This is a genomic window from Bradyrhizobium sp. 137 (genome assembly GCF_023074095.1).
Classification (GTDB): Bacteria; Pseudomonadota; Alphaproteobacteria; order Rhizobiales; family Xanthobacteraceae; genus Bradyrhizobium.
Genome location: NZ_JADPKU010000026.1, coordinates 18,433 through 31,843, shown reverse-complemented (window position 1 = coordinate 31,843; position 13,411 = coordinate 18,433). Strand labels below are relative to the sequence as shown.

General features: G+C 64.3%; 13 protein-coding genes. 8 read left to right on the top strand and 5 right to left on the bottom strand.

Annotated features, from left to right (window positions below; translation table 11 throughout):
• Positions 1 to 67: 67 nt before the first annotated feature.
• Entirely contained in the window at positions 68 to 1,975 is a 1,908-nt protein-coding gene (locus IVA78_RS04525) for an acyl-CoA synthetase (RefSeq protein ID WP_247464617.1), read from the bottom strand.
• Between the two features lie 245 nt (positions 1,976 to 2,220).
• On the opposite strand from IVA78_RS04525, the gene IVA78_RS04520 reads away from it, so the two are divergent.
• The 8 genes from IVA78_RS04520 to IVA78_RS04485 all read left to right on the top strand — a co-directional run bounded on the left by IVA78_RS04520 (position 2,221) and on the right by IVA78_RS04485 (position 9,723).
• Positions 2,221 to 3,297 (top strand): preprotein translocase subunit SecD, encoded by a 1,077-nt coding sequence (locus IVA78_RS04520; RefSeq protein WP_247418786.1) that lies wholly within the window; start codon positions 2,221 to 2,223, stop codon positions 3,295 to 3,297.
• A gap of 262 nt (positions 3,298 to 3,559) precedes the next feature.
• Entirely contained in the window at positions 3,560 to 4,366 is an 807-nt protein-coding gene (locus tag IVA78_RS04515; protein ID WP_247280699.1) for a cyclic nucleotide-binding domain-containing protein, read from the top strand.
• A gap of 234 nt (positions 4,367 to 4,600) precedes the next feature.
• The gene (gene murI / locus IVA78_RS04510; RefSeq protein WP_247280698.1) at positions 4,601 to 5,398 is read left to right on the top strand and encodes a glutamate racemase; all 798 of its coding nucleotides are present in this window, start codon (positions 4,601 to 4,603) and stop codon (positions 5,396 to 5,398) included.
• Between the two features lie 61 nt (positions 5,399 to 5,459).
• The gene (locus IVA78_RS04505) at positions 5,460 to 6,233 is read left to right on the top strand and encodes an aldolase/citrate lyase family protein (RefSeq protein WP_247280697.1); all 774 of its coding nucleotides are present in this window, start codon (positions 5,460 to 5,462) and stop codon (positions 6,231 to 6,233) included.
• 67 nt (positions 6,234 to 6,300) lie between these two features.
• On the top strand, positions 6,301 to 6,684 hold the full coding sequence (locus IVA78_RS04500; protein WP_247280696.1) for a cupin domain-containing protein: 384 nt from the start codon (positions 6,301 to 6,303) through the stop codon (positions 6,682 to 6,684).
• 112 nt (positions 6,685 to 6,796) lie between these two features.
• Positions 6,797 to 7,564, top strand: a complete 768-nt coding sequence (locus tag IVA78_RS04495) for an acyltransferase (protein WP_247280695.1) — start codon at positions 6,797 to 6,799, stop codon at positions 7,562 to 7,564.
• A gap of 199 nt (positions 7,565 to 7,763) precedes the next feature.
• A complete protein-coding gene (gene rpsD / locus IVA78_RS04490) occupies positions 7,764 to 8,381 on the top strand; it encodes a 30S ribosomal protein S4 (protein ID WP_247280694.1) in 618 nt (205 codons plus the stop codon).
• 274 nt (positions 8,382 to 8,655) lie between these two features.
• The gene (locus tag IVA78_RS04485; protein ID WP_247280693.1) at positions 8,656 to 9,723 is read left to right on the top strand and encodes a threonine aldolase family protein; all 1,068 of its coding nucleotides are present in this window, start codon (positions 8,656 to 8,658) and stop codon (positions 9,721 to 9,723) included.
• A 45-nt stretch (positions 9,724 to 9,768) separates the two neighbouring features.
• On the opposite strand, the gene IVA78_RS04480 is transcribed toward IVA78_RS04485, so the two are convergent.
• From IVA78_RS04480 to grxD, 4 genes are read right to left on the bottom strand one after another with little or no spacing between them, the layout of a single operon-like run.
• Positions 9,769 to 11,031, bottom strand: a complete 1,263-nt coding sequence (locus tag IVA78_RS04480) for a serine hydrolase domain-containing protein (RefSeq protein ID WP_247280692.1) — start codon at positions 11,029 to 11,031, stop codon at positions 9,769 to 9,771.
• 1 nt (position 11,032) lies between these two features.
• Entirely contained in the window at positions 11,033 to 12,319 is a 1,287-nt protein-coding gene (locus IVA78_RS04475; protein WP_247280691.1) for a serine hydrolase domain-containing protein, read from the bottom strand.
• A gap of 45 nt (positions 12,320 to 12,364) precedes the next feature.
• Positions 12,365 to 12,916, bottom strand: coding sequence for an O-acetyl-ADP-ribose deacetylase (locus IVA78_RS04470; RefSeq protein WP_247280690.1), 552 nt, complete (start codon positions 12,914 to 12,916; stop codon positions 12,365 to 12,367).
• 3 nt (positions 12,917 to 12,919) lie between these two features.
• Positions 12,920 to 13,246 (bottom strand): Grx4 family monothiol glutaredoxin, encoded by a 327-nt coding sequence (gene grxD, locus IVA78_RS04465; RefSeq protein WP_247280689.1) that lies wholly within the window; start codon positions 13,244 to 13,246, stop codon positions 12,920 to 12,922.
• Between the last annotated feature and the right edge of the window lie 165 nt (positions 13,247 to 13,411).

The following is a 13,411-nucleotide window of genomic DNA, read 5'->3' as shown; positions in this document are numbered from 1 at the left end:
GGGGTATGGATAATGCGGCGAAGCGTCGCCCTGCTGCCCCAGCTGACGCCACGGTCCTTCGGGGCTGCTACGCTTGCACCACCTCGTGGCGCATCACGAACGGTGCCAGCAGCGCGTGCACCTCGCCCTCGACCGCTTCGCGCTGACCCGCCGGCAAGCCGGTCAGCGTCACGGTGGCGATGGAGCCGTGGCTGCCGTGCGGACCGACCTTGACCTTGCAATCGATGCCGCGCTCGACCAGCGGTGCCAGCACCTTGGTGAACACACGCTGCGCTGCGTCCCAGCGCAGCTGCGGCTTGAACACCTTGCCGACGCCCGTCAGTGGCATCGGATCGATCGGAATGACCTGCACCGGCACGGCGGCGCGCTCCGGGGTGCGCTCGCGCACCCACGCTTCGAGCTCGCCCTGCTCGACGCTCGCGCCGGGCTTCAACTGCACATACCCCACCGGCAATTCGCCGGCATAGGCGTCGGGCTGGCCGACCACGGCGGCGAAGCCGACGGCGGGATGTCTGAACATGATCTCCTCGATCGGCGCCGGATCGATGTTGTGGCCGCCGCGGATCACGAGGTCCTTGGCGCGGCCTGTGATCCAGAGATAGCCGTCGGCATCGAGGCGACCGAGATCGCCGGAATTGACCCAGACCTCATCGATGAAGGCGCCCTTGTTGTGCTCGTCGTTGAGATAGCCGCCGAACACGCCGGGCCCGGCCATGATGACGACGCCGATCTCGTCGGGCGCGCAATCGCGGATCAGGCGTCCCTCGGCATCGAGCTGCACGATGCGCACACGCGCGTAAGGCATGGGAAGGCCGACCGAGCCGAGCCGGATGGGCCGCGACGGATAGGCCAGCGTGTGCACGCTCGAGGTCTCCGTCATGCCGTAGACCTCGATCACCGGCAGCTTCAGTTTCTTCTGAATCGCCGAGCCGACCGCGACCGGAATCGCCGAGCCGCCACCTGCCGCATATTTCAGGCTCGAAATATCCGCCTTGCCCGGCGGCACCGCCAGCGCGGCAGCGAGCACCGTCGGCACGCTCGACAGCGCCTCGGGCTTGAAGCGCTCGACCAGCCCCCAGATGTTCTTCACCGCATTCGGATTGCGCCAGCCGCTCGGCGACAGCACGACCAGCGAGCCGCCGCTTGACAGCGTCAGCAACGCCTGTGTCAGCGAGCCCCCGACGTGGAACAGAGGCATGCCGAACAGCAGGTTTGCGCCCGGCTTGGCCTTCAGCAGCAGATTGAGCGCCCAGGCCTGATAGACCTGGTTGGCATGGGTGTGCCGCACCAGCTTCGGCGTGCCGGTGGTGCCGCCGGTGTGGAAATAGGCGGCGATGTCGCTGCCCAAGATCTTGCGGCCGCTGATAAGCCGGTCCGCCGGTTGCAGCTTGATCAGGTCGCTGAAGGCAAAGATGCCGTTCGCCGGATCGCCGCCGCCGAACACCTGGACCGTTGCCTTGAGATGCTTGAGTTGCGGCCGGATCTGCTCGACCTTCTGCCAGATGTCGGTGCCCGGCATCGGCCCAAGCGCCACCAGGATTTTCGTGTTCGCAGCCTCCAGAATCTCCGCGATCTGGTGCGGCTCGAGCAGCGGATTAACGGGATTGGCGATGCCGGCGGCTTCGGCGCCGAACAATGTCACGAAAGCATCCGGCACCAGCGGCAGCATGAAGCTGATGACGTCGCCCTTCTCCGCGCCCAGCGCGTGAAACATGTTGGCGGCCTGCATGACGCGCGCCATGAAATCGCGATACGTGACCACGACCGGCGTGTCGGCGGGATCGGCGTTTTGCAGGAACTGGATCGCCGCCCCGTCGGGGTTGCGCGTTGCACCCAGCCGGATCGCGTCATACGTGCTCTCGGCCGCGACGCGATCGGCGTAAGGAACCTGCTCGAAGGCCCGGACCTCCGCGTCTGTCAACAAATCCGGATAGTCGTTGCCGATGAGCCGATCGAGCGCGTGGATGCCCGCCATGGATTTCCGTCCTCCCTCAGATGCATGTCCCCACCCCTTCTTTTGACATTTGGTTCGGCGGGGCCTCGACCGATGGCCCGTCGAGCGCGGACAGAATGATGGATGATTTGGCGTTCGTCCATGGCCGTGGACAGCGGCGGTTAGGCTCGATCTAGACCGAATTTGAACCTCCGCGCCCGATCCCGGGACCAAGAACTGGCGTCGGATTCGCCTACCAGCGTCCTGCCGCAAGACTTGAGGTGATTATGCCTACGCATCTGCGGAACCGCATCACAAGCCTGCTCGTCGTGCTCGCGATGGCATCGACGATCGTGCTGCCTCGCGCGGCGTTCGCCGACACTCAATTCGACAAGATGCGCGCCAAGGTCGCGGCTTTCGTCGCCGACAAGATGGAGAAGCTGGGCGGGTCCCGCATCATCTACAAGGTCGACACCGACGCCCTGCGCGAGGCGGTTGTCACGGACCTGCGCGACCACATTTACAAGATCCTGCGCGAGGGCCGGATCGCCTTCTCCGGGCTTGCGATCCGTGACGGCGGCGTCGACGTTAAAATCCCGGACGCGAAGGGCCGCGAACAGCTCACGCACATGCTCACCTCGGCGGCGGAGGGGCTGGCCACGCAAGCGCTCAGCGTGACCGATGCCGGAGATGGACTGATCAGGCTCGCGCCGACCGACGCCGCATCTGCCGCACGGCTGCACGACCTAGTCGAAGATTCCATCGCCATGATCGAGCAGCGCCTCAAGGACGCCGGCATCACGCTCGCCAGCGTCCAGGTTGAGGGAACAGACCGCATCCGCATCTTGCTGCCGGGCACGATGCAGCCCGAGCGCATCACCGCGATCTTCGCCAAGAAGGTGCGGGTTAGCTTCCGCCTGATCGATCTCTCGATGTCGCCGGAGCAGGCGCAATCCGGCACGCCGCCCGCTGGCACGGAAGTCCTGCTCGGCTTCAAGGACAAGCTCCCCTATCTGGTGAAGGCCAGCGTGCTCGACGGCGACGACATCAGCTATGCGGGACCGGGATTTGCGAGCAGCACGAAAGAGCCGATCGCCTCGTTCCGTTTCAACGGCCGCGGCACGCGGCGTTTCGCCCACATCACCGCAGAGAACATCGGCAAGCCCTTCGCCATCGTGCTCGAAGACAGGGTGCTCTCCACCCCCGTGATCCGCGAGCCCATCACCGGCGGCTCCGGCCAGATCTCCGGCAACTTCAGCCTGGAAGAGGCCAACAGCATCGCCATGCTGTTGCGCGCGGGCTCACTGCCCGGACGCCTTGGCCTCGTCGAGCAGCAGGTCGTGCAGCCCGCCGCCAGGCCCTGAGGCGGAGATCGGGCGGCCCCGCGTTGTTGCGGCGCCCGGGTCCATCCCCGGCACCAAAGCCCGCGCCGAGGCCTCGAATCATCAGCGCGCCGCGGCCAGACGCGCAAACCAACGGGCAATTGCCGAAACGCCCGATCGAGCTAAAATTTGCCTCTTGCGGCATGACGGCCAAAGGCTTCATTTCAGCCAGCCGTCATTCGATTTGGGCTACACGTGTCGAGCATACCGACCAGGACTGAAGGCCTTACGCGGGGTTAGTATCATGCCGTCCGGCAGCGCAGACGTTTCGTCGATCCTCGACCGCATTCTCGACGCGGCAACGGACAACCTCAGGATCGCGAAGATCCTGGTCCAGATGGGCCTCGATCCCAACAACGTCACCTACGACGCCATCTTCAATCGGCTGCTGGAGATCTTTGTCCAGAACATCACGCTGGCCAATCTGTTTGCCGCGGTCGGCGCCGGCTTCTTCGTCGCCACCCTCTTGATGCGGACGATGGTGCCGCTGCGCGTCGCGAACATGGTCGGCTGCGCGTTGTTCGCCGTTTTCGGCGCGCTCTCCGCCAACGTCGCGACGTTCCTGCTGTATCTTCTGTTGCTTCCGATCAACGCCCTGCGCCTGCGGCAGATGCTCAAGCTGGTCAAGAAGGCGCGCCATGCCGCCGAAGGCGACATGTCGATCGAATGGCTCAAGCCGTTCATGACCGAGCGCAAATACCGCCGCGGCGACATCCTCTTCAAGCTGCGCGACCCCGCTAACGAAATGTTCCTCACGGTCACGGGCAAGTTTCTGGTCAAGGAGATCAACGTCGAAATTTTGCCCGGAGCTCTGATGGGTGAACTGGGCTTCCTCACGCCGGACAACCGGCGTACCGGAACGGTCGAATGCATCGAAGACGGACACGTGCTGACGATCACCTATGACCGGCTGCTCGAGATTTATTTCCAGGATCCGCAGTTCGGCTATTACTTCCTGGTGCTAACCAGCCAGCGCCTCTTGCAAAACATCGAGCGTCTGCAGAGCCAGCTCGCGGCCGAGCGAGCGGCAACGACGAACAGGATCGCGTGACCGCTGCGGCCGGCGCCGATACGGAATGGCGGGGACACATCTGCTCCGTCGTTGCGCGTGCCACATTTCCTCCTGCGCCGGACGCAGCGCAGCGCTTCAGCGGTGCCCCCCGGGAATTTTGCGGATGTGTCGCCCTCCGCAGGGCATTCAGCCGATCCAGATCCGCCCCAAGCGGCCCCGCCGCAAAACCGCCCTAAAAACAGATTGGTAACCATGGCGCCTTAGGATAATGACGTGACCAATTCTCCGACGATCCTGGTGTTCGATTCCGGCCTTGGCGGACTCACGGTGCTCCGTGAGGTCGTCGCCGCACGCCCGGACGCGCATTACGTCTATGTCGCCGACGACGCCTTCTTCCCCTATGGCCACCATGGCGAGGACGAGATCATCGCCCGCGTGGTGCCATTGATGGGGGAATTGATCGGCACGCATGATCCCGACCTCGTCGTTATCGCCTGCAACACGGCATCCACCCTGGTACTGTCTCACTTGCGCGCCGCTTACTCCCTGCCCTTCGTCGGCACGGTGCCGGCGATCAAGCCGGCCTGCGCGCAGTCGAAGACCCGCCGCGTCTCGGTGCTCGGCACCAAGGGCACGGTGAAGCGGGAATATACGAAAGCTTTGATCCGCGAGTTCGCGCAGGGCTGCGAGGTGACGCTGGTCGGCTCGCCCCAGCTTGCCTCGCTGGCTGAAGCCGAGCTGAGCGGCGCTCCGATCAGCGATGAGGCCATCCTTGCCGAACTCGCTCCCTGCTTCGTGGGCGACGCCGGGGATGCGACATCGCGCACCGACACGGTGGTGCTCGCATGCACGCATTATCCGCTGCTGCTCGGCCGGCTCAAGCGGCTGGCGCCCTGGCCGGTTGACTGGATCGACCCGGCGCCCGCGATCGCCCGCCGCGTCTCGGATCTGCTTGGCCGGCGGATCGTCGGCATCGCGCAGTCCGGCGCCGAGATGATCTTTACTTCGAACCGCGTGCATAGCCTTTCGGCGATGCTGACGCCGTTCTTCGGCGGCCGCGCCCTCGCCTGACTTTGCGCGGCAACGGCGCGCTGCTAGGCTTTGCCGTCGTCACCTTGCCGCAGGCCTTCCCATGTCGGTCCCCTCCACACCACTCAACCGTCTTCGCCAGCTCTGGCGCGAGGGGCGCCCCGCCTTTGGCGCGATCGCGACGATCCCGAGTGTGCAGATGGTGCAGATCATGGCGCGCTCGCTCGACTGGATCATCGTCGATCTCGAACATGGCCCGATTGGATTGACCGAAGCACATGCGATGATCGCCGCGACCACAGGCACGCCGTGCACGCCGCTGGTTCGGATCGCCGCGAACGAGCCATGGCTTGCGAAAGCACCGATGGACATCGGTGCCTTCGGCATCAACTTCCCGATGATCACCAACCGCGACGATGCCGAGAAAGCGGTGCGCAGCGTGCGCTACCCGCCGCGCGGCGATCGACTCTGGGGTCCCTTCCACGCGCCATTCCGCTGGGGCCAGTCGATGCCGGAATATATGGCTACAGCCGACGACGAGATGATCTGCATGATCACCATCGAGCATGTCGACGCCGTCAATCGCATCGACGAGATCATGGCGACGCCGGGCGTCGACGTCGCGGTCATCGGTCCGGGCGATCTCGCCACCTCCATCAACAAGCGCGGTCAGATGGACGATCCGGAGCTGCTCGAGCTGGTCGCCCGTGCGGAAGTCGGCATCCTCAGAAGCGGCGTGCCGATCGGCGGCGTGGCCCGCACCGCCGACCAGGCCAACGCTCTGATTGACCGTGGCTACCGCGCGATCGCGCTCGGCTTCGACTGGTCGCTGTTCCAGCGCGGCATCATGGCGGCGTTCGAAGGGGTCAGGCGCTGAATCGCCGATACGGCCTTGCTGGGAACCGCGGCGCTGCTAGGGTCGTCGGCTCCAGGGAGGAAAAACCATGCTCAGAAAGACTTTGCTTGCGCTCGCTTTCACTGGCATCGCCGTCGCGGCCTCTGCCCAGCAATCCGGCATCAAGCGCACCCCGCTCCAGAAGATCGACTTTCCGGAGGGCTACACGACCGTGACCGCCATCGCCGAGGTGCCGGCCGGCGGCGCCGCCGGCCGGCATACCCATCCGGGGATCGAGACGGGTTATGTCCTGGAGGGCGAGCTCGACCTCCTCATCGACGCCCAGCCGGACAAGCGCCTGAAAGCCGGCGATTCCTACCAGATCCCGGCGGGTTCCGTGCACGACGCCAAGACCCATGGTGACAAATCATTGAAAGTGCTTGGAATTTACGTCGTCGACAAAACCAAGCCGCTGGCGTCGCCGGCACCCTGATGCGGCGAACCGACCGGGTCCAAACCCGTTGGTTCGTGCTAGAGCACGCGGCGAGCGGACGACCCACTCGCTGCACATACTTTCATCTTTGATCCCCAGGACCCGGAGACCAATGCGCGGGACGCCCAAGACCATCTCCCTGCGGCGCCGTCTGATCTGCGACCTCATGCACGCTTCGATGGGCGTGCCCTTCGTTTCGCTATCCCGTTCGCTCAACGTCCGCCCTCTGCTGGAAGCTCGCGCGGGCGCAACGGCGCGCGCCGGCTGGGCAGCGATGTTCGTGAAGGCTTTCGCCCTGGTTGCAAGTGAGGAGCCGATCCTCCGCACGCTCTACGCCAAATGGCCCCGGCCAGCCCTCTATGAACTGCCCAGGAGCGTGGCACTGGTGGCGGTCGCCCGCGTCGAGGATGGCGAGGAATGCGTGATGCCACAGCGAATTGCGGCCCCCGAGGCCATGACGCTGGCGGCGGTCGACGCCGAGATCCGGCGCGCCAAGACGGCACCGGTTGAGGAGGTTCCCATGTACCGCAAGATCATGCGGGCGACCCGCCTCCCGTTGCCGCTGCGACGCCTGTCTTGGGCGGTGGGGCTGAATTTCGGCCGGCAGCGCGGCAATTGGTTCGGCAGCTTCGCGGTGAGCTCGGTGGCCGCTTATGGCGGCGGCGAGCTCCACCCCATCACGCCGGGACCCTTCATCGTCAGCTATGGGGTGGTTGAGGCGGACCAGACCATCCATGTCGTGATCCGCTGGGACCATCGGGTGACGGATGCCGCCCCGATCGCCCGGGTCCTGACCCGGCTGGAACAGGTCCTGAACACTGAAATCGCTGGCGAATTGCGTGCGGCCGGGCCAAAGCCGATCCGGGCGGTGGGTACCTGATTCCGGGTCCATTCGCATTGACAGCGAACCCCAAACTCCCCTAAAAGCCGCCTGCTCGCGGGCCGATTTCGGCCCGCGAAGCGTTTCGCGACCCGTGGTTCTGTCCCTTAAGCTTTGGGGATCGGACCTGTCGGTGCCGGGATTTCCCCGTCACACAGGAGGGCGCGTTTCCTCAAACCATGTACCTGAAGAGGACGCGATGACTAAGCGCAGTGAGGCGAAGTACAAGATCGATCGTCGTATGGGCCAGAACATCTGGGGCCGCCCGAAGAGCCCCGTGAACCGCCGCGAATACGGCCCCGGCCAGCACGGCCAGCGTCGCAAGGGCAAGCTCTCCGACTTCGGCGTGCAGCTGCGCGCCAAGCAGAAGCTGAAGGGCTACTACGCCAACATCAGCGAGCGCCAGTTCCACGGCATCTACGTGGAAGCCAGCCGCCTCAAGGGTGACACCGGCGAGAACCTGATCGGCCTTTTGGAGCGCCGTCTCGACGCGGTCGTGTACCGCGCCAAGTTCGTTTCCACCATCTTCGCCGCGCGCCAATTCATCAACCACGGCCACATCAAGGTGAACGGCCGCAAGGTCAACATCTCGAGCTACCAGCTCAAGGTCGGCGACGTCGTCGAGGTCAAGGAAGCCTCCAAGCAGCTCACCCACGTGCTCGAAGCCAGCCAGCTCCCCGAGCGTGACGTGCCCGACTATCTCGATGTCGACCATGGCAAGATGACCGCGAAATACACGCGCATCCCCAACCTCTCCGACGTGCCGTTCCCGGTGCAGATGGAGCCGCATCTGGTCGTCGAATTCTATTCGCGCTAATCGTTTCGGCAGATCGAAGTTTAAAGGCCCCGGTTTCCGGGGCCTTTTTCGTTCAGGCAGCCACTCCGATGTCTCAGCCCATCCGCATCCTTATGCAGGGCGGCAGACCACGCGTGCATACGTCCGTCGCTTGCCGGTCAACGCTTATCCTTATCTGATCGATTATCGTGTGACCGAGACAGAAATCGCTATTATGCGGTTTCGTCACGCCGCTCGGCGTCCACCTAGAACTCGCTGACCGCGAGTGAATGCCAATCCCTCAGGGAGCAAGTTGATGCTCTACACCCCTCCCCCCATCGACCCCAAGGCACCGCCGGTGCGCATCAATCTGCTCTCGGACACGCAGACCAAGCCGACGGCTGCGATGCGCGAGGCGATGGCGCGGGCGGAGGTCGGCGACGAGCAGGTCGGCGACGATCCGACGGTGAACGCGCTGTGCGAGCGCGTGGCGGATCTGCTCGGCAAGGAAGCGGCGGTCTACATGCCCTCGGGCACGATGTGCAACGTCACCGCGACGCTTGTGCATTGCCGTCCCGGCGACGAGATCCTTGCGCACGAGACCGCGCACATCATCGCCCGCGAAGGCGGCGCGCATGCCGCGATCGGCGGCTTCCAGGTGACGCAGCTCAAGGGCGCCAACGGCCAGTTCACGCCGGAGACTCTCCGTAAGGCGCTGCATCCACGCACGCGCTATCAGCCGCCGCAGACCGTCGTCAGCGTCGAGCAGACCGCCAATATCGGCGGCGGCACGATCTGGAAGAAGGCGGCGCTCGACGAGATCGTCGCGATCGCCAAGCAGCACGGCCTCATCACGCACATGGATGGCGCGCGCCTGCTCAACGCCACCGTGGCGAGCGGAATCTCGCCGCGTGACATGACCGCGGGATGGGATTCGGCCTGGATCGACTTCTCCAAGGGCCTCGGCGCGCCGATTGGCGGCGTGCTTGCAGGCTCACGCGTCTTCATCGACGCGGTGTGGCAATGGAAGCAGCGCCTCGGCGGCTCGATGCGGCAGGCCGGCATCTGTGCGGCCGCCTGCATCTACGCGCTCGACCATCACGTTGAGCGCCTTGCCGACGATCACGCCAATGCGCGCGCGCTCGCCCGCGGGCTGTCGCAGATCGCAGGCATCGAGGTGCAGGAGCCCGAAACCAATCTGGTGTTCTTCAAGCCCGACGGCGCCGGCATTCCCGGCGACAAGATGGTCGCAGCGTTGCGCCAGCGCGGCGTGACGCTTGCGATGATGGACGGCCGCATCCGCGCCTGCACCCATCTCGACGTCAATGCGAGCCAGATCGAGGAGACGATCGGATACGTGCGCGAGATCGTGCGCGGGGCGTAAAGTCGCGTAGATGGAGTAACGGGCCGACCAACCAACCGCTCGCGATCACCGCCCCATCGCTTGATAAATCAGCGTCTTCAGCGCCAGTTGGATCCGGCCACGCTGCGAGGGGGTCTGCACCATGAAGATCCCGAACAGGTCGTCTTCGGGATCGATGAAGAAGAATGTGCCGCCGACGCCGTCCCAGCGATATTCGCCAAGCGGCCAGGAAGTCCCCGGCGGCACCGCGGTACGTACGGCGAAGCCGAGGCCGAATCCGCTGGTGGCGCCCGGGTAATAGTTCTGGTCGCGCGCGATCTTCGTCTCAGGTCCGATGTGATCGGATGCCATCAGCGCGATCGTCTCGGGCTTGAGATAACGCCGTCCCTCATAGATGCCGCCACTGAGCAGCATCTGCGCGAAACGGGCGTAGTCGCCGACCGTGCCGACCATGCCGCCGCCGCCCGATTCCCATTTCGACGGCCGCCTGATGTCGCGAACCGGCGTGGTCGGGTTGATGTTGCGATCCTCGGGCATCGGCTCGGCAATGCGCGGGAATTTGGCGGGATCGGCGACGAAGAACGCGGTCTCGGTCATGCCGAGCGGATCGAGCAGCCGCTCTTTCTCGAACTGAAGCAGGGTCTTTCCCGCGACCACCTCGATGACGCGGCCGAGCACGTCGGTGGAAAAGCCGTAATCCCACGCGGTGCCCGGCTGCTCGACCAGCGGCAGCGTGGTGATCTTCGCGACGAAGTCGGCATTGCTGAGATTGCTTTGGAACAGATTGGCCTCGGCATAGAGCTCCCGCACCATGCCGCCACCATAATAGCCATAGGGCAGACCCGACGTGTGGCGAAGCAGGTCCTTGATCGTGACGGGACGATTCTGCGCTTCCAACGCCAGCGCGACCTTGCCGTCCTCGGCCTTCTTCTCGACGCCGACCTTCATCTTGGCGAAGGCCGGAATGTATTTCGAGACGGGATCGTCGAGCGAAAGCTTGCCCTCTTCGACCAGCATCATCGCCATGACAGAGGTGATCGGCTTCGACATCGAATAGAGCCGGAAGATCGTGTCCGCGCTCATCGAGATCTCGGTCGCGACGTCGCGGACGCCGAAATTTTCGTAATAGACCGGCTTGCCGTGCTGCTGGAGGAGCAGGATGGCGCCGGGGATCTTGCCGGTGGCGATCTCGTTTCGGATGTAGTCGGAAACCTTCGCCAACCCCTCGGGCGAGAAGCTGCGCGCGGCCCGTCCCTCAGAGCCGGCCTTCGCACCGAAGGCACCGACCAGAACAACGAGCCCCGCGATCAGCGCGCGGCGCCCGCGCACTTCACTTCTCCATGGCTTCATAGACCAACTGCTTCAATGTCCGTTGCACGCGCTGGCGCTCGGTCGGGGTCTGTTCCAGGAGGACGAAGAACATGTCCTGCTTGGGGTCGATCACGAAATAGCAGCCGGAGGCGCCGTCCCACTTCAATTCGCCGAGATTGCCCGGGGGCGGCGGCTTGGCATTGCCGGGATCAGTGCGGACGGCAAGGCCGAGGCCGAAGCCAAAACCGTCACCGGGAAAGTAGAAGTAGTCGCGCTCGACGCCGGAGCCTGGTCCGACCTGATCGGTCACCATCAGCTTGAAGGTCTCGGGTTTGAGAATGGTCTTGCCGTGGAGGCTGCCGCCGTTGAGTAGCATCTGCGCAAAGCGCTCATAGTCGGCCATGGTCGTGACCATGCCGCCGCTGGCGAATTGGATCTTCTTGACGACTGTTGGATCGTTGATCCGGCCGACCCGGAAATCGCCGTCGTTCGGCACCGGCTTCGCCAGCAGCTTCTGCTTCTCCGGGTCGGTGACGAAGAACCCGGTATCGACCATGCCGAGCGGATCGAGCAGCTTTTCCCGCATGATATCGATCAGCGGCTTGCCGGCCGCGATCTCCATCACGCGCGCCAGCACGTCGGTGGAATGGCCATATTGCCAGAGTGCACCCGGCTGGTTGTGCAGCGGCAGTTTTGCGATCCGCTCGGCGAACTCGGCAAGGTCGAAATCGCCGGCATAGATATTCGCCTCCCGATAGGCTTTTCGCACCAGGCTGTCGCCGTAGAAGCCATAGGTGATGCCCGAGGTGTGGCGCATCAGGTCGAGCACGGTCATCGGCCGGTTGGGCGACACCAGTTCGAGCGACCTGCTGCCGTCTTCGGCCTTCTTCTCGACGCCGACCTTCACATTGGCGAAGGACGGGATGTATTTCGCGACGGGATCGTCGAGCTTGATCTTGCCCTCCTCGACCAATTGCATCGCGACCACCGAGGTAATCGCTTTGGTCATCGAGAACAGGCGGAAGATCGTCTTATCGGTGATCGGGGCCTTGCTGACCACGTCCTGAACGCCGAACGCTTCGTGAAAGACCGGCTTACCGTGCTGCTTGATCAGCACGGTCGCGCCGGCGATCTTGCCGGTAGCGACTTCGTTCTTGAAGAACTCGCTGATCCTCGCGAGCTTGTCCTGGTTGAAATGCGCGCCGGCTGGAATCTCGTAAATGCCCTCCGCCCGCGCCAGCGACACGGGGCCAAGCGACATCAGCGCGCCGCAGACCAGCGCACGCAATCCTGATCGTGAAATCATATCCCCTCCCCGGAACATGGCCCGCGGAGTGTACCGACCGCGTTGTCAGGCACAAGGGCTGCCGTATCGCGCCAGAACGGCCGTGTGAAGAGCGGCGCTTCTCTCCGAGAAACAACAGAATATGACGCGGGTGACCGAGGGCGTGGCCGGCAGCGTGTCGATGGTCGTATGAACTGCAATCGTCGCGGCCTGGTCAGCCGGGAAACGATACACGCCGGTGGAGATCGCGGAGAAGGCCAGCGAAGTCAGCCCGTTGGCCTGACAGAGCTCAAGCGCGCGCCGATAGCACGAGCGCAGCGCCTCCGCCTCGCCGCGGCCCCCGCCGTGCCAGACGGGGCCGACCGCATGGATCACATGGCGCGCAGGCAGAAGATAGCCCTTGGTGATCTTGGCATCGCCGGTCGGGCATCCTCCGAGCGTCCGGCATTCGGCGAGAAGCTCGGGACCGGCAGCGTCGTGGATCGCCCCGTCGACACCGCCTCCACCAAGGAGAGACGAATTTGCGGCGTTGACGATGGCGTCAACGCCGAGCGTGGTGATGTCGGCAACGATGACCTCGAGCTCGGCGCCGCCGATCCGGCGCGTCAGCCGGGCCATGCATCAAGCCGCGACGACGACGCCCTTCTCGGAGAGGAGCTGCTGCAATTCGCCGGCCTGGAACATCTCGCGGACGATATCGCATCCGCCGACGAACTCGCCCTTCACATAGAGCTGCGGGATGGTCGGCCAGTTCGAGTATTCCTTGATGCCGTTGCGCAGCTCGGCGGATTCGAGGACGTTGAGGCCTTTATAGCCGACGCCGATGTGGTCGAGGATCTGGACGACCTGGCCGGAGAACCCGCACTGCGGAAATTGCGGCGTGCCCTTCATGAACAGAACCACGTCGTTCGACTTCACTTCGTTGGCGATGAATTCCTCGATGCTCATATCCGTGTCCTTCTGGGGCGGAGCCCTTCTTTCACGTCGGGCCGGCTCAGCCGATCTAACCCGATATCTGTCATATATGTAGCCCAAACCGTTGTGCATCCAAAGTAAAATGGCGGCGAACGGTCGGCGGCGGCCGGTCTGAACCGCGCCGGTCCATAGGCTGAT

Coding starts and splice junctions, on each gene's coding strand:
- IVA78_RS04485 (WP_247280693.1), top strand. CDS start 8,656: ATGCTCTACACCCCTCCCCCCATCGACCCCAAGGCACCGCCGGTGCGC.
- rpsD (WP_247280694.1), top strand. CDS start 7,764: ATGACTAAGCGCAGTGAGGCGAAGTACAAGATCGATCGTCGTATGGGC.
- IVA78_RS04520 (WP_247418786.1), top strand. CDS start 2,221: ATGCCTACGCATCTGCGGAACCGCATCACAAGCCTGCTCGTCGTGCTC.
- IVA78_RS04475 (WP_247280691.1), bottom strand. CDS start 12,319: ATGATTTCACGATCAGGATTGCGTGCGCTGGTCTGCGGCGCGCTGATG.
- IVA78_RS04470 (WP_247280690.1), bottom strand. CDS start 12,916: ATGGCCCGGCTGACGCGCCGGATCGGCGGCGCCGAGCTCGAGGTCATC.
- IVA78_RS04495 (WP_247280695.1), top strand. CDS start 6,797: ATGCGCGGGACGCCCAAGACCATCTCCCTGCGGCGCCGTCTGATCTGC.
- IVA78_RS04505 (WP_247280697.1), top strand. CDS start 5,460: ATGTCGGTCCCCTCCACACCACTCAACCGTCTTCGCCAGCTCTGGCGC.
- IVA78_RS04515 (WP_247280699.1), top strand. CDS start 3,560: ATGCCGTCCGGCAGCGCAGACGTTTCGTCGATCCTCGACCGCATTCTC.
- grxD (WP_247280689.1), bottom strand. CDS start 13,246: ATGAGCATCGAGGAATTCATCGCCAACGAAGTGAAGTCGAACGACGTG.
- IVA78_RS04525 (WP_247464617.1), bottom strand. CDS start 1,975: ATGGCGGGCATCCACGCGCTCGATCGGCTCATCGGCAACGACTATCCG.
- IVA78_RS04500 (WP_247280696.1), top strand. CDS start 6,301: ATGCTCAGAAAGACTTTGCTTGCGCTCGCTTTCACTGGCATCGCCGTC.